General features: G+C 65.8%; 13 protein-coding genes. 7 read left to right on the forward strand and 6 right to left on the reverse strand.

Features of this window, described 5'->3' with window-relative positions; all coding sequences use genetic code 11:
* Nucleotide 1: 1 nt before the first annotated feature.
* On the reverse strand, nucleotides 2–997 hold the full coding sequence (locus AC5RVB_RS03430; RefSeq protein WP_227905529.1) for a GmrSD restriction endonuclease domain-containing protein: 996 nt from the start codon (nucleotides 995–997) through the stop codon (nucleotides 2–4).
* Nucleotides 998–1140: 143 nt separating this feature from the next.
* Here AC5RVB_RS03430 and ppk2 point away from each other — a divergent pair, with 143 nt between their 5' ends.
* Nucleotides 1141–2163 carry a polyphosphate kinase 2 gene (ppk2, locus tag AC5RVB_RS03435; protein ID WP_494141969.1) on the forward strand — a complete coding sequence of 341 codons (1023 nt, stop codon included), beginning with the start codon at nucleotides 1141–1143 and terminating at the stop codon, nucleotides 2161–2163.
* A 48-nt stretch (nucleotides 2164–2211) separates the two neighbouring features.
* Here ppk2 and AC5RVB_RS03440 read toward each other — a convergent pair whose 3' ends face one another.
* On the reverse strand, nucleotides 2212–3063 hold the full coding sequence (locus AC5RVB_RS03440) for an NmrA/HSCARG family protein (protein ID WP_494141970.1): 852 nt from the start codon (nucleotides 3061–3063) through the stop codon (nucleotides 2212–2214).
* A gap of 211 nt (nucleotides 3064–3274) precedes the next feature.
* Between AC5RVB_RS03440 and AC5RVB_RS03445 the strand changes: the two genes are divergently transcribed.
* Both AC5RVB_RS03445 and AC5RVB_RS03450 read left to right on the forward strand, forming a co-directional pair.
* Nucleotides 3275–3997 carry a FadR/GntR family transcriptional regulator gene (locus tag AC5RVB_RS03445; protein WP_227905532.1) on the forward strand — a complete coding sequence of 241 codons (723 nt, stop codon included), beginning with the start codon at nucleotides 3275–3277 and terminating at the stop codon, nucleotides 3995–3997.
* A 9-nt stretch (nucleotides 3998–4006) separates the two neighbouring features.
* Nucleotides 4007–4792, forward strand: coding sequence for an alpha/beta fold hydrolase (locus tag AC5RVB_RS03450; RefSeq protein ID WP_494141971.1), 786 nt, complete (start codon nucleotides 4007–4009; stop codon nucleotides 4790–4792).
* 3 nt (nucleotides 4793–4795) lie between these two features.
* On the opposite strand, the gene AC5RVB_RS03455 is transcribed toward AC5RVB_RS03450, so the two are convergent.
* Nucleotides 4796–5374, reverse strand: coding sequence for a GNAT family N-acetyltransferase (locus tag AC5RVB_RS03455; RefSeq protein ID WP_494141972.1), 579 nt, complete (start codon nucleotides 5372–5374; stop codon nucleotides 4796–4798).
* A gap of 9 nt (nucleotides 5375–5383) precedes the next feature.
* Nucleotides 5384–6580: a cation:proton antiporter domain-containing protein gene (locus AC5RVB_RS03460; RefSeq protein ID WP_494141973.1), complete on the reverse strand. Its 1197-nt coding sequence runs from the start codon at nucleotides 6578–6580 to the stop codon at nucleotides 5384–5386.
* A 210-nt stretch (nucleotides 6581–6790) separates the two neighbouring features.
* Between AC5RVB_RS03460 and AC5RVB_RS03465 the strand changes: the two genes are divergently transcribed.
* Nucleotides 6791–8227, forward strand: coding sequence for a DUF2252 domain-containing protein (locus AC5RVB_RS03465; protein WP_494141974.1), 1437 nt, complete (start codon nucleotides 6791–6793; stop codon nucleotides 8225–8227).
* A gap of 74 nt (nucleotides 8228–8301) precedes the next feature.
* On the opposite strand, the gene AC5RVB_RS03470 is transcribed toward AC5RVB_RS03465, so the two are convergent.
* Both AC5RVB_RS03470 and AC5RVB_RS03475 read right to left on the reverse strand, forming a co-directional pair.
* Nucleotides 8302–9705 carry a GntP family permease gene (locus tag AC5RVB_RS03470; RefSeq protein ID WP_290245651.1) on the reverse strand — a complete coding sequence of 468 codons (1404 nt, stop codon included), beginning with the start codon at nucleotides 9703–9705 and terminating at the stop codon, nucleotides 8302–8304.
* A gap of 43 nt (nucleotides 9706–9748) precedes the next feature.
* The gene (locus tag AC5RVB_RS03475) at nucleotides 9749–10270 is read right to left on the reverse strand and encodes a gluconokinase (RefSeq protein WP_494141975.1); all 522 of its coding nucleotides are present in this window, start codon (nucleotides 10268–10270) and stop codon (nucleotides 9749–9751) included.
* Between the two features lie 150 nt (nucleotides 10271–10420).
* On the opposite strand from AC5RVB_RS03475, the gene AC5RVB_RS03480 reads away from it, so the two are divergent.
* The 3 genes from AC5RVB_RS03480 (at nucleotide 10421) to AC5RVB_RS03490 (ending at nucleotide 15645) form a co-directional block, all read left to right on the forward strand.
* On the forward strand, nucleotides 10421–11233 hold the full coding sequence (locus AC5RVB_RS03480; RefSeq protein ID WP_494141976.1) for a sulfite exporter TauE/SafE family protein: 813 nt from the start codon (nucleotides 10421–10423) through the stop codon (nucleotides 11231–11233).
* Between the two features lie 143 nt (nucleotides 11234–11376).
* Nucleotides 11377–14709, forward strand: coding sequence for a DEAD/DEAH box helicase (locus AC5RVB_RS03485; RefSeq protein WP_494141977.1), 3333 nt, complete (start codon nucleotides 11377–11379; stop codon nucleotides 14707–14709).
* A gap of 483 nt (nucleotides 14710–15192) precedes the next feature.
* Nucleotides 15193–15645: a MarR family winged helix-turn-helix transcriptional regulator gene (locus AC5RVB_RS03490; RefSeq protein WP_290245655.1), complete on the forward strand. Its 453-nt coding sequence runs from the start codon at nucleotides 15193–15195 to the stop codon at nucleotides 15643–15645.
* The last annotated feature ends 29 nt before the right edge of the window (nucleotides 15646–15674 follow it).

The raw sequence follows: 15674 nt of genomic DNA on the forward strand, positions 1-15674 counted from the left end.
GTTAGGACTCGCAGCCGACGCCGTCGCCGTCCCGGTCAAACTTGGGATCCCAGCCGGGATCGCCGGTGCGGATGGGGGCGGCTCCGGCGGCCTTGACCGCTGAGCAGTTGGCATAAACGGGCGCTGGGTCACCGGCGAAGGGAGCAGTCCCGGGCCCGGGCTCGACGGCTGCCTCGGCCACGCCTGCCCCGGTCCCGGCAGCGACCGACGCGGACGCGGTTCCGGCACGTTCGGGCACCGGCTGGTCCGGGCAGCCGGCGAGCACGGTCGCGATGGCGTCATGCTCGGCCTGGGTCATCCACAGCCGGTATTCCGCCTTGACCGCAGTCTGCCGGGCCACGTATTCACACCGGAAGGCCTTGTTGGCCGGCAGCCAGGTGGCGGCGTCGCCGTCGGACTTCGCCCCGTTGGCCGGACCGTCCGCGGCCATCAGGTTCAGCGGATCATTGGCGAACAGCCGCCGCTCCTCGGCGCTGAGCTGCTGCGCCCCCTTCTGCCAGGCGTCGGACAGTGCCACCACATGGTCAATCTGCACGGCGGTGCTGGTGGTGTTGCCGCGGACAAAACCGATGGTTGCCCCGGTGTACGGGTCCAGGAAGGTGCCGGACGCAACGACGCATTCCTTGGTGCCGTCCTTGTAGACCACGTCCACGAGGTCGCGGGCCAGGATGTCATTGCGGGTGTCGCAGCCGTTGCGGTCCGTGTCCGCCCAGGCCGGCCCGAACTGCTCACGGTCATAGCCCGTTTTTGGTGCCCGCCCCTTGATCGGGATGCCGGCGAGCTGCTCGAGTGCCGTGCCGGCCGCGGCCGACGGTGCCGGCGTTTCGGCGGGCGCCGCGGCGGAATCCGCGGGCGTCTCCGTGACGGCGGGGGCTGCTGCTGCGGACGACGGCGCGGCGCCGGGAACACTCTCGGCAACAGGGGTGCAGGCGGCAGCGCCGAACAGGACCGCGGGCAGGGCAAGAAGGGACAGAACTTTGGTGCGTAGTGAAGTCATCGCCCTCAATTATCGGCCGCGCGTCCTGCGCTTCCGTTCAGGCGCGCCGCACACGGCCCGCCCGTGATGGAGACCGGGCAGCCTCTTCCAATCAGGTGGCCGTCCCGCGTAAGTTCGGATAACGAACCGTCGCAGGAGGGGCCATGCCAACAAATAAGAGCACCAAGGAAACACCGAAGGACGCCTCCCCTGATGAGCTGGGTGAAAACGGCCGGAAAGACGTACGGCGGGTTTCCGTTTCAGAGGACTATGTCGAGGAACTCGAAGAGATCCAGGAACTGAACCGCAAAGGCAAAAAGGTCAAGGTCAAGGCTGACGATGATGCCTGGCGGCAGAACTACCCCTATGACACCAAACTCAGCCGGCGCAGCTATGAACGGCAGAAACGGCTGCTGCAGATTGAACTGCTGAAGATGCAGCTCTGGGTGAAGGAAACCGGCCAGAAAATGCTGTTGATTTTCGAGGGCCGGGACGCCGCAGGCAAGGGCGGTGCCATCAAGCGCTTCAATGAGCATTTGAATCCCCGCGGCGCCCGCGTCGTGGCCTTGGAGAAACCCACTGCTGAGGAACAGACGCAGTGGTACTTCCAGCGGTATATCCGCACCCTGCCCAGCGGTGGGGAGATCGTGATGATGGACCGGTCCTGGTACAACCGGTCCGGCGTGGAACGGGTGATGGGGTACTGCACGCCGGCGCAGTATCTGGAGTTCATGCGTGAGGTGCCCGAGTTGGAACGCATGCTGGTCAACTCCGGCACGCTGCTGCACAAGCTGTGGTTCTCCGTGGGACGCGAGGAGCAGCTGGCCCGGTTCGCCGCCCGCGAGACGGACCCCGTGAAACAGTGGAAGCTCTCCCCTACCGATCTGGCCAGCCTGGACAAGTGGGATGCCTACACCGAGGCCAAGGAAGCCATGTTCTTCTACACCGACACCGGGGACGCCCCCTGGACGGTGGTGAAGTCGAATGATAAAAAACGTGCCCGGCTCGAAGCCATGCGCTATGTACTCAGCACCGTGGATTATCCGAACAAGGACACCTCCATTGCCCACGAACCGGACCCGCTGATAGTGGGACGGGCCGCCAACCACTTCGAAGAGGACGAGCAGTCACACGGCAGTTTCCCCGTGGTCCGGCCACAGGGCAACGCCGGCGCCTCGAGCTCCTAAGTTCCCTTCGCACGCTCTGCCCGTAAGAAGGCCTGCCGGCGGCTGCCCTCAGCGGGTAGCCAACCAGCCGTCCAGGTCCAGCGCACCGCCGGCCAGCGTGTTGGTTGCCTCGAAGTCCCCCTGATAGGCAGGCAGCTCACCGAACCAGCGGAACATCGCCTGCGAGTCAGCCTGTCCCTCCAGCGACTCCAGGGGAAGCGGCTCATACCGTCCGGGCCGGCCGGCGGCGGCACCGAGCACATTCGCTATCTTGCTTCCGGTCAGTTCGTCTCCGGCGATGCCTAGCGCGCCGCCGGGTACCGCTGACGGGTCCAGCAGCGCCGCAGCGGCCACCCGGCCGACGTCGCGCACGGCCACCATCTGCAGCGGAATCCCGTCCGGCAGGGGCATCCGCAGCACCGTTTCCCCGTCCTCTACTGCGGAAAGATACGGCAGGTTCTCCATAAAAAAGACCGGACGAACCACGGTGAGCCCCACGGGCAGCTCCCGCAGGTACTGCTCGGCGTCGTACTTACTGTCGAAGTGCGGCACGCTGCTGTTCCGTTCGGCGCCGTCCACGGAACTGAAGACCAGGCGCCGGACGCCGGCCTCCGCGGCGGCATCACCGAGCGCCTTGGCCATGGGCGGCTCCCCGGCCGGACCGGCGGGAGTGTTCATGGTGGTCATAAACCACAGTGCGTCCAAACCCTCCATGGCCGGACGGAGCGTCTCCGGGCGGTCCAGGTCCGCCAGGACCACCTCGGCGCCGCGTGCTTCCAGGTCCCTGGCCTGCTGAGAATCCGTCCGCCGCACAAGGGCGCGAACCCGGGCACCCTGCTCCAGCAGCGCCTCGGCGGTCGCTGAACCCTGTTTTCCTGTGGCGGCGAAAACGCCGTAAAGCTCAGTGCTGTTAGCGGACATGGGAATGGCTCCTTCTCGGGCTGGAATTGTCCGGTCACGCTATGACCGCGCGGGGGAATGCACAACCGTTTTACGCGTCCGGCGGAGCGGGAATAAACCATCAAAATAACTGCGTGCCGAATTCGATATTCCGCAGCCGCCCGGAACGTCCGGAGCGCAGGAAAGAATCCAATGCATAGAATGATCGGGTGATTCGAATCCCGGCCGCCGCATGACGTCAAGGCTGCATAACCTCGTCATTGAATCCGTGGGCACCCGGATTATTTCCGGCGACCTCGCGGCCGGTGACACCATGCACTCCGAGCACCTCGAGACCGAACTGCAGGTGTCCCGTTCCGTAGCCCGTGAAGCCGTGCGCGTGCTGCAGTCCCTGGGCCTGGTGGAAAGCGTCAAGCGCGTCGGCATCCGGGTCCTGCCCGAAACCAGCTGGAATGTCTTTGACCCCTCCGTAATCCGCTGGCGGCTGGCCGCGGCCGGTAAGGGTGCCCAGCTGCGCTCACTGACCGAGCTGCGCTCCGCCGTCGAGCCCGCCGCCGCGGAACTCGCCGCCCGGCATGCCCCCTCCGATCTCGGCGCCGAGCTGATGGCCGTCGCCGCCAAGATGCGTTCCGTGGGACGGGCCGGAGACCTGCAGCAGTTCCTGGACCTGGACATCCACTATCACGGGCTGGTGCTCGCAGCCTCTGGCAATGAGATGTTTGCCCGGATGCAGTCGATGATCGCCGAAGTGCTGCGTGGCCGGACCGACTACGGGCTGATGCCCGAGCGTCCGCATGAGGAGGCGCTGCAGCTGCACATGGACGTGGCCGACGCGATATCCGGCGGCGATCCCGAGGCCGCCCGCACTGCCATGGACAAGATCATGCGCCGCACCATGGAGGAAGTCGGCAGTGTCTGGGCCGACGAACCGCGGATTTTTACGCAGCTGCCCTAGGATGATCCGGTGATAGCGCATGAGGTTGGGCAGGGCAGGCCGCTGGTACTGGTGCACGGATTCGAGCTGGACCACCGCAGCATGCTGCCCCTGGACGCCTCACTGGCCGAGGGCCCGTGGCGGCGCATCTACCTCGACCTGCCGTGGACCGCGCAGGCGGTTCCCGGATCCGTTGCGAGCGCCCAGGAGGTGGCCGACGGCGTCGTCAACGAACTTCGGCAGCTGCTGGGTGAGGAGCCGTTCGCGATCATCGGACATTCCTTCGGCGGCATGATTGCCCGCCATGTGGCCCACACGATGCGCAGCCAGGTGCTCGGGCTGGCCACGCTCGGGGCCGTCTTCACTGCCGATCACAACGAGCGGGTACTCCCCGCGCCCGCCGTCATCCGTGCGGATCTTCCCGAGCAGGAGGTCGACGGCGATTTCCTGGGTATTGCCGTGATCCAGACTCCGGACACGCTTGCCGCGTTCAACGAGTTTGTCCTTCCCGGCCTGCGCGGAACGGATCCGCAGGTGACCGAGCGGATTGCCGCGGACTACGCGCTGCAGCGGGAACCGGAGGAAGCGTATCCGGAACCGTTCGAGGCGCCGTCGCTGCATATCTTCGGGCGGCAGGACCACGTCACCGGGTATGAGGACGGCCTGGCGCTGCGGGATCACTATGTGCGCGGGACCTTTGCCGTGCTCGACGCCGCAGGCCACCACCTGTATATGGAGCGTCCCGCGGTGGTTTCGGCGCTCGTAAATGACTGGCTGGCCAGCATCGCGGTACCCTCGCCCGCTCTCCCCCGCTAGCCCCTACCCGGCGGTGGAGGCCCGGTACTCGTCCGCCAGCATGCCCAGCAGCACCTGGTCGTGGAAGGCTCCGCGGTGGAACACGGCGGCTCGGCGGCGGCCCTCTTCAGCGAATCCCAGTGACGTGTAGAGGTGCAGCGCCCGATGGTTGTAGGACCAGGTCTGCAGTTCCGCTTTGTGCGCACCCATTTCCTCGAACACAATCCGCAGGCCCAGCCGCAGCGCTTCCCGGCCTATGCCCTGGTCCTGGAATTCCGGGCCGATGATGATCGCCACGGTGGCAATCCGCTCGGGCACCGCGATGCCCCAGACGCTGATATGCCCCACCAGCCGCTCGGCAGGGTTCACGATGCTGTAGCCGAATCCTGAGGGTGAGTCGTTTTTGCTCCAGGTCCGGAACATGGCTGCTGCGGACTCCTCCGGCCGTGCAACCACCCGGTTTTGCTGCAGGATGGCCTGAGCCGGGTCATTCCACCACTCGGCGAGGTGCCGCAGGTCCTGCTCCCGCAGTTCACGGAAGCGGACCCGCTCGCCCGTGAGCAGAGAGGCGGACCAGTCCTGCAGATCGCTGATGTTGTTCACGCGGCGATCCTAACCCGGCCCGCCGGGGTTTGCAGCGGTCCATCGTTGGAAAGCCGCTACGAGCGGTTTGGCCGAGAACCCATGGGCGAAAACGCTCAGTCCCACGGTCACGGCCACAGTGGTGATAAGCGTGGTCGCTTCCGGGGTCCCACGCTCAAAGGCCAACAGCCCGAACACCACCGAGGCCAGTCCTCTCAGGCCAAACCAGCCGATAAAGGCCCTGGTCTGCCAGCGGGCCCCACTGCCCAGCAGCGCGACGGCGACCGGCAGCATCCGGATGACGGTGAGACTCAGCACGGCGTAGGCAATCACCTGCCAGGTAATGTGCGGCAGTGCGGCCAGAATTGCAACGGCACCGAAGATCATCCAGGTTGCCGCCGCCAGCACCTGCCCCGTTTCCGCGGTGAAGCGGGTGGGCGCCACGATCCCGGGGCCGGAGGCCAGACGGAACGCCATACCGCCCACAAACGCCGCGATGAAGGCACTGCCACCGAGGGATACCGCTGCCGCATACGCGCCCAGGGCAACGGCCAGGCTAAACGGCTGGCGCCATTCGGGCTGAATTCTCTCCGCCGCAGCCCGCAGCAGGTACCCGCCAGCGGCTCCCACCCCAACCCCGGCCAGCAGGCCCCACCCGAGTTGCCCGGCAATGGCGGCCGCGACTGCCGAGGGGAGGCTGCCCTCCAGCGGTGCCATGGTGATGTCCAGGGCCACCAGGAAGAAGGGCACGGCAATACCGTCGTTCAGGCCGCTCTCCACGGTCAGTGCCTGGCGTACCGGGCCCGGCACAGCCGGGTCTTCGACCACGCGCTGGCCCAGCGCCGCATCGGTGGCGCAGAGCATGGCGGACAGGAGGAAGACGCTGGCGAGCGGAAGCTCCGGGAAGAGGAGAAATCCTGCCCCGAACCCAAGAACGAGGGTCAGCGGGAGGCCGATGAGCAGTAACCGGCCCGGCCAGCCAAGGCTGTGCCGCAGGACGCCGAGATCCAGCCGTGCGGCGTCGGTAAAGAGAAGGAAGACCAGGGCCAGTTCTGCCAGCCGCTCAACCGTGTGGCCTTCCACGTGGGCCGATCCGCCGAGCGTCGCGCCCAGGATGGACCCGGCGAGCACAAACACCATCGCGCTGGTCACGCCGTGCCGGCTCAATGGCGACGAAAAGGCGCTGTAGGCCAGCATTACCGCGGCTGCGAGCAATAGCGGGACCATCCTGTCCTCCGTAGCTGTTGGATCAGCGGCGTTCACGGGGCGGGGGCGGTGGGGCCTGCCCGGTACTCACCTTCCGGGATGCGTGCACCGTGAGGGTCGAGGGCGGAGGTTTGGGCTCACCGCTGGCCTAAGGAAGATCGCCGGCGGTAACCTGACCCCGCAGGGCCTGACCGAGGGAAGCAGCGAACTGCTGCAGAGAGGCCGCGGACCATGGGAAGCACCCAAACCACCCGTCCCACTGTCGCGGAGCGGGCAGCAGCAGGCAAGGACCTCCGACAATCGACTTCCGTTTCCGCCCATCAGGGGTGGGGGCCTGCATCGGGCCGCCCGGACCCGGTGACGCTCATCGAGGCACAAAACCGCACCCGCGATCCGGATCTGGTGCCGGTGCGGCACGGCCGGATGCTCGCTTCGCCGTTCACCTTCTACCGCGGCACGGCCAAGGTCATGGCCGCCGATCTCAGGGATATGCCGCGCGCGGGCCTGACGGTCCAGCTGTGCGGGGACGCGCACCTGTCCAATTTCGGGGTCTTCGCCTCACCGGAACGGGCGCTGATGTTCGACCTGAACGATTTCGACGAGACACTTCCGGGTCCGTTTGAATATGACGTTCTGCGGCTGGCCGCGAGTTTCACCATCGCAGCCCGGAACAACGGCTTCTCCACGGAAGAGACCCGGACGGTCACCGGGGCCGCGGTTCGGTCCTATCGGGAAGCAATGCAGGACTTCGCGCACATGGACACCATGGACATTTGGTACGCCCATCTGGCGGAGCAGGACGTTGCGGAAACCATCCGGCGCGCAGCGGAGTCCGGCAAGGGCAAGGCAGACAAGAAGGCCGCCAAACACGTCAAAAGGACGGCCAAGGAGACAGCCCGGAAGGCCCGTTCCCGGGACAGCCTGCATGCACTGTCAAAGCTGGCCGAAGAGGTAGACGGGTCATACCGGATTCTTAGCCGGCCGCCCATCATCGTTCCCCTGAGGGAGCTCGACGTTTCATGGGGGTTGACGGCCGAGGAAATGGAAACAGCCATCCGGGACCAGCTCCGGTCCTACCGGGCGAGCCTGCAGGAAGATCGGCGCCAGCTCCTTGAGCGCTTCGAAGTGGTCGACGTCGCCCGCAAGGCAGTGGGAGTCGGCAGCGTGGGTACCCGGAGCTTCATCGTGTTGTTGCAGGGCCGCGATGCCGGTGATCCGCTGTTCCTGCAGGTCAAGGAAGCCACCCGCTCCGTCCTGGAGGACCACCTCCCCAAAAGCAAGTACCGGCAGCCGGGTGCCCGGGTGGTGCAGGGCCAACGCATGATCCAGGCGGCAAGCGATATTTTCCTGGGCTGGACCAGGGGCGTACAGGACAACCGCTACCTCTACTGGCGCCAGCTGAGGGATATGAAGGGTTCCATAGCCGTTGAGGCGATGAAGCCCTACGGTATGGAGCTTTATGCCCGGATCTGCGGTTGGACCCTGGCCCGGGCGCATGCCAGGTCCGGGGACCCCGTTGCGATTTCCGCTTATTTGGGCAAAAGCGACAAGTTCGACAACTCGGTGGCCGGCTTCTGCGAACGGTACGCCGACCAAAACGAGCAGGATTACTCCGCTTTCGCTGCGGCAGTTCGCTCGGGCCGGCTGCGTGCGGTTGAAGGGGTGTAGCACCGACCCTGGCTCCGCTGAACGAAAAGGGCGGACAGGCCTTCCGGCCTGCCCGCCCTTTGCATGTCCTGCGGCTAGAACCCGGAGGCCACCAGGTAGATCACCAGCGCGAAGGCGAAGCCGACGACGCCGATCAGCGCCTGGCCCACGGTCCACGTCTTCAGCGTGGTCTTGGTATCCATCTGGAAGAAGCGGCTGATAAGCCAGAAGCCGGAGTCATTGACGTGTCCTGCGAAGACCGATCCGCCCGCCAGTGCCAGCACAATGGCCACCACCTGCACGGCGTTGAAGTCGGGGCTGTCCATCACCACGGGCTGGACCAGCGCCGCGGCGGTGGTCAGCGCCACTGTGGCCGAGCCCTGCGCCAGCCGCACAATGGCGGCGATCAGGAAGCCGGCCACAATGACCGGAAGTCCGATGGCGTCCAGCGATTCGGCAATGGCGTTGCCGATTCCGGAGGCGCGCAGCACTCCGCCGAACATTCCGCCGGCACCGGTGATCAGGATGATGGAGCAGACCGGACCCAGGGCACTGTCCACCACCGTTTCAATGAGGGTTCCTTTTTTGCCCTGGCGGCGGCCCAGCAGCCACATGGCAAGGAACACCGTGATCAGCAGGGCCACGGGGGTTTCGCCCAGGGTCCGCAGGATCTGCACCCAGCCGTCCTCCAGGGAGACCACTTCGGCAGTGGCCAGCATGTTCAGGCCGGTGTTCAGGAAGATCAGGAAGAAGGGAAGCATCAGCAGGGTCACGATGGTGCCCAGCTTCGGAGCGGACCGGAACTCGGATTCCGCCGAGCCGGTGGGTGCGTCCAGGATGGACGGGACCGGGAGGACAAACTTCTTGCCCAGGAAGGTGCCGAACAGGTAACCGGCCAGGTACCAGGTGGGAATGGCAACCAGCAGGCCGAAGATCAGGACGAGCCCGACGTCGGCGCCCAGCAGGCCCGTGGCAGCCACGGGGCCGGGGTGCGGCGGCACAAAAACGTGCATCACGGAGAACGCGGCGGCAGCCGGGAAACCGTAGGTCAGCAGTGAGCCGCCCATCCGGCGGGCAACGGTGAAGATGATCGGCAGCATGACCACCAGGCCGGCGTCAAAGAAGATCGGGAAGCCGAACATCAGCGACGCGATGGACAGGGCCAGCGAGGCCCGCTTCTGGCCGAACTTGTTGATCAGCGCGTTGGTGAGGACCTCGGCACCGCCGGAGACCTCGAGCATCCGCCCGAGCATGGCGCCCAGGCCCACCAGCAGGGCAACGCTGCCCAGCGTGGAGCCGAACCCGGACGTCAGTGTGGGCACAATTCCCGAGGCCGGGATTCCGGTGGCGACGGCGGTCAGCAGGCTGACCGTGATCAGTGACAGGAAGGCATGAATGCGGAACTTCATGATCATCACCAGCAGCAGCGCAATGGCGGCCACGGCGATGAGGAGCAGGCCGGGAGTACTCAACGTCCAGTTGAGCTCTAGATCGGTCATCGTTGTCCTATCTGGATAAAACGGTTGGTTAGGGGGAGGGAAGTCAGCGGCTGGTGAGCACGGTTGCCACGACGGCGGCAATTTCCTCGGGCGTGAGGTTGATGTCCACCGGGATGCCTGCTTCATCAGCTTCCAGCGGTTCCAGTGTTTCGAACTGGGAATCGAGCAGCGCAGGAGGCATGTATTCGTGGTTCCGGTGCGAGAGGCGTTCGGCGATCAGGCCGCGGTTCCCGGCAAGGTGCACAAACCGCGTCCGGGGCGCGAAGGAGCGGATCAGGTCCCGGTACCGGCGTTTCAGGGCCGAGCAGGCGATGACGGTGGATTGTCCGCGGCTGAGTCCCTCGGCCAGGGCGGTACCGATGGCTGCCAGCCAGGGTTCGCGGTCAGCGTCCGTCAGCGGGTGGCCGGAGGCCATCTTTGCCTTGTTACTGAGCGGATGCAGATCATCCCCGTCGATGAAGGGCAGGGACAGCGCTTCTGCAATGGCGCGTCCGGAGGTGGATTTCCCACACCCCTGCACCCCCATCACGATCAGCGGGGGAACACCCGGGTTTGCCAACGACATGACAATAGACTCCTCAGACGCGTCATTACATCTGACTTGTGTGACCGAAGCGACAATAAATCAGATTTATCTTCCAAAAGATAGCACGACTGAACGGCCGGCGACGGCGCCGCCTAGTCTGCGGGCTCCCCCGGTGCGAGCGTGGAGTCCATGAGTGTGGTCGGAGTGGCAGTTGCCCTCGTCGTCGGCGCCGTGGTGGGCCTGACCGGGGCGGGCGGTGCCATCATTGCCGTACCGGCGCTCGTATACCTGGTGGGCCTGGACCCGGAGGATGCCGTTCCCACCTCGCTGATTGTGGTGGGACTGTCGTCGCTGGCGGGCCTGCTCCCCCGCCGGCATGTTGGCATCAACTGGCGCCTGGTGGCCGTTCTTGGTGCGGCGGGGATTCCTGCATCATGGGCCGGCGCCGCCGTTGCTGAACGCCTGGATCCGGACGTCCTGATGCTGTTCTTCGCCGGGATGATGGTGCTTGCCGCCGTCCGAATGCTGCTGGCCAGCCGCGTCGGGGCGGCGGCGCGGACCGCCCGCCCTCCGGGGGAAAGCCCGGCGGGAGAAAGCCCGGAAGCGGCCATCCGCGGGATGCTCGTCCGCGGGCTCACCGTCGGCCTGGTGGTCGGTTTCCTCACCGGGATGCTGGGGGTCGGCGGCGGTTTCCTGCTCATTCCAGCCCTCACGCTGATTCTGCGGGTGGGTATGCAGCAGGCGGTGGGAATCTCGCTGGCGGTAATCGCCATCAACTCGGCTTCGGGGTTTGCCGCCCATCTGCCGGGCCTGACCATGGACTGGGCATTGACGTTGTCCTTTGCCGCCGTGGCGGTCATCGCTTCCCTGGCAGCGGGGCGCTTGTCCCGGCGGCTGAATGAGCGAGTAGTCAGCCGCGCGTTCGCAGTGCTGGTTCTGCTGGTGGCTGCCTGGGTGGCCGCCTCCAGCCTGCCGTCCGTCATCTCCGGGCGGGCCCTCTGAACAATGCAGAAGACTTAGCACGCAGATCACGCCATTGTGATCCGCGTTACCCACCATCCTAGGCATGGCCCCCCGGTGGTCACCAAATCCGCCCGCCGGAGCCGGCCGCATAAACGGTCGGTGCTGCGTGAGACGATAAAACCATGCCTGAAACCCCTCCGCTCGTCGACGTCACCGACGTCATCCGCGTGGTGGGCGGCTCCGCGTTCCAGCGCGGACAGACCTACTCGCGGGGCGGGGCCGTGGAGTCCCTGGAATGGGATCCGGCCGGCGAAGTGCTGCGTGCGCAGGTCCGCGGCAGCGCGGCGGCACCCTACCGGACCCTGCTGCAGCTGGGTGCCAAACGGCAGGGCGACTACCGGCTGCTGGACAACCACTGCAGCTGTCCCCTGGGCTTTGACTGCAAGCACGTGGCAGCGGCGGCCCTGCAGAGCAATGCCGAGCATCTGCGCGCCCGGCAGGAGCTCTCCGCCCCGGTATCAAGGCCCACGGTGCCGGCCTGGCAGCAGTCCCTGCAGACCCTGATTGACGCGGACCTGGCGGATGGCACCAAGGCGGTGGAAACAACCCCCCTGGCCCTCCAGTTTGAACTGCGCAATATCGTGGCTGCGGCCACCCGGTGGGGCGCGCCCGCCCCGCGCAGCCAGCACCGGGCCACTCCCTTCCGCCTGGGGGTCCGCCCTGTGGTGCGCAATACCAAGGGCAACTGGGTGAAGAACAACCTGGCCTGGAGCAACATCAGCTACCAGACATACGGGCTGCGGCTGGATCCGGACCAGCACCGCTGGTTCTCCCAGTTCCCGGCACTGCACCGCTCCAACGGGGTGAGCTATTTCGGGCAGAACGACTCCTGGCTGTACCTGGACGATTTCGCCAATCCGCTGCTCTGGCAGCTGCTGGAGGAAGCCACCCGTCTGGGTATCCCGTTTGTCGGCAGCAAAAAAGACGCCCAGGTCCGCGTAGGGAAACTCGCCACCCTCTCACTGGACGTCCGCGCCGCCGGCGTGGAAACCCCGGCACCCCTGCAGCTGCTGCCTACGCTGGAAATCGACGGCACCGTGGTCCCCATGGAGGATGCCGGCATTATTGGCAGTCACGGCATTTACCTGCGTTCCCCGCAGAACACCATCACCCTGGCACCCACTGCCAAAACCCTTACGGAACAGGACAAGGGCCTGCTGCTGCAGGGCGCTCCGGTGATGGTGCCCCGGGCGGACGCCGGAGTGTTCCTCGAAAAGTTCTATCCGCGGCTGCGCCAGGTGCTGCCGGTGACCAGCAGCGACGAATCGGTCGAGTTCCCGGAAATCTCCCCGCCCGTCCTGGTCCTCACCGCCGCCTTCGGCGCCGAGGATCAGCTGGCCCTGCGCTGGGAGTGGGAATACCGCCACGGCAGCACCGTGACCCGGCTGCCGCTGACGGGCAGGTCCCCCGGCACGTCCGACGACGCCGACACCTCCTACCGGGACGTTCCCGCCGAAGGTGCGCTGCTGGCCGCAGCTGGAAAGGCGCTGTCCGCCGTGCCGCGGAACCGGACACTGCACGGCATTGAGGCCGCCGAGTTCACTGAGCACCTGCTGCCGGTGCTGGAGGGGACCGAAGGCCTGCGAGTGGAAATACAGGGCCAGCGGCCCGACTACCGCGAACTGCTTGAAGCACCCAAGCTGAAGATCACCACGGTGGAAACCGAACGCCGCGACTGGTTCGATCTGGCGGTGATGGTCACGGTAGAGGGCCGTCTGGTCCCGTTTGCTGACATCTTCAAGGCCATCGCCCAGGGCAAGACCAAGCTGCTGCTGGTGGACCGCACCTACCTGTCACTGGACCGTCCGGAGTTTGAGCACCTCCATGCCCTGATCAATGAGGCGCAGGGGCTGCAGGAGTGGGACACCGGGGAACTGAGCATCAGCCGGTACCAAGCCGGGCTGTGGTCCGAGCTGGAGGAGCTGGCGGAGGAAACCGAGGAAGCCGTTGCCTGGCGGGAATCGGTCTCCGCCCTGCTGGACCTGGAATCCGTAGAGCCGGTGCCGCTGCCGGCCGGACTGCAGGCCAACCTCCGGCCGTACCAGCACGAGGGGTACAACTGGCTGGCTTTCCTTTGGGACCACGGGCTTGGCGGCATCCTCGCCGATGACATGGGCCTGGGTAAAACCCTGCAGACGCTGGCCCTGCTGGCCCACGCCCGCGAAAAGCAGGCCGGCCAGGACCGAAACCCCGGGCAGTCCCCCGGCGCCCCGGAGCCCCGGCCCTTCCTGGTGGTGGCCCCCACGTCCGTGGTGCCGAACTGGGGATCCGAAGCGGCCCGCTTCACTCCCGGCCTCAAGGTAGTGACCATCGGAGACACCACAGCCAAGTCCAAGGTGCCGCTGGCCGAGGTGGTGGCCGGCGCCGACGTCGTCATTACCTCCTACGCCGTGTTCCGGCTGGACTTCGCCTCCTATCGGAAACTGGACTGGGACGGGCTGATCCTGGACGAGGCCCAGTTTGTGAAAAACCGGGTAACCCGCGTGCATCAGTGCGCCCGCGACCTGCCGGCTCCCTTCAAACTGGCCATCACCGGCACCCCGATGGAAAACAACCTGATGGAGCTCTGGGGGCTCTTTGCCATTGTGGCGCCGGGACTGTTCCCCTCCGCCCGGAAGTTTGCCGATGAGTACCAGCGGCCGATCGAGCGCGGCGACAGCCCGGACCTGCTCGCCCGGCTGCGCCGGCGTATCCGGCCCCTGCTGATGCGCCGGACCAAGGAAGCCGTGGCCAAGGACCTGCCGGAGAAACAGGAACAGGTCCTGGAAGTGGAGCTGCACCCCAAACACCGCAAAATCTATGAAACGCATCTGCAGCGGGAACGCCAAAAGCTGATGGGCCTGATCCAGGATATGGACCGCAACCGGATGATCGTGTTCCGGTCCCTGACGTTGCTGCGCATGCTCAGCCTCGACGCCTCCCTGGTCGAGGAAGAACACGAGGGCGTGCCCTCAGCCAAACTCGACGTCCTCTTTGAACAGCTGGAGGACATCACCGCCGAGGGCCACCGGGCACTGATCTTCAGCCAGTTCACCTCCTTCCTGAAAAAGGCAGCGGACCGGCTGGACGAGCAGGGCATCAAGTATGCCTACCTGGACGGCTCCACCCGCAACCGTGCGGAGGTGATTGCCTCCTTCAAGGACGGCGTGGTGCCTGTATTCCTGATCAGCCTGAAGGCCGGCGGCTTCGGCCTGAACCTGACCGAGGCGGACTACGTCTTCCTGCTGGACCCGTGGTGGAACCCCGCAGCGGAATCCCAGGCCGTGGACCGCACGCACCGGATCGGGCAGAAGAACAACGTGATGGTCTACCGCATGGTGGCCCGGGACACCATCGAAGAGAAGGTCATGGCGCTGAAGGAACAGAAGGCCAAACTCTTCAGTTCCGTCATGGACGACGACGCCGTCTTCAGTTCCGCCCTGACCGCTGAGGACATCCGGGCACTGCTGCAATAACTGCCGCGTGAAATAGGGCACGCCACCGGTCCGTGAAGCCCGTGGAACAGCGGCTTCCGCGCACCCCCACTTTTTCTACGGAGTGTAGAAAAAGCTACCGTGGAACTAGGCCTGTTGGCTGCCCTGCGGCTCCGGGCCCCGGTACCACGTGGCAAGGAAAGGTAATGAGCGTCCGGGAATCTACCCTGACCCGACCGGTGGAAGCACCGCCGAGGGATGAAGATGATCTGGTGCACGTGTTCTGCACCCCGTGTAAACAGCAGGCTTTGCGCCGCGCCCGCCGGCCCGTGCCGTATTGCGGCAAGCACATGCCAAACCGTCCGCTGCGCGATGACACCGGACAGCTCCCCGTCTGTATTGTCTGCATGGAACTGGCCAGGTCCGCACCCTGTCCGCGCTGCGGTACGCGGGCGCGGCTGGACTAGGCGCAATGCCGAAGGCCCAAGGGTTCCCGGCAGGGTGTTTGATTTGTACAGTGGAGTGATGGCGACTCAGGAGCGGCCCATTGGATTCTGGCTCAAACTCGTAGACCAGCTGGTTGATGACCAGTTCGGTGCCAGCTTTGAGGAGCATGGGGTTACCCGCCGGCAATGGCAGATGATGAACCTCCTGGTGGAGGGCCCTGCCTCACAGAAACAGCTGGCGGACGGGCTGCGGCCGTTTTTCCCCGCGGTGGAAACCGGTACCTCCGAGGAGCTCATTGAGGAACTGCGCGAATCTGGGTGGGTGGCCTTGGACGCGGAGCAGTATGAGCTCACCGATCTGGGCCGGCGCAGCCTGGAAAACCTCCGCGGGGCAGTGGACCGCATCCGCGGCCTGATGACCGAAGAGATTACCGAAGAAGAATATGCCGCCCTGCTGACGGTGCTGCAGCGGATGGCGCGCAATCTCGGATGGGACGGCGACGTCGCCTCCGGACCGGCCGTGGATACCTAAACCCGGGCCGGGGAGCGGCCCGCCGGCAT

Source organism: Arthrobacter sp. Y3225209 (genome assembly GCF_059090685.1).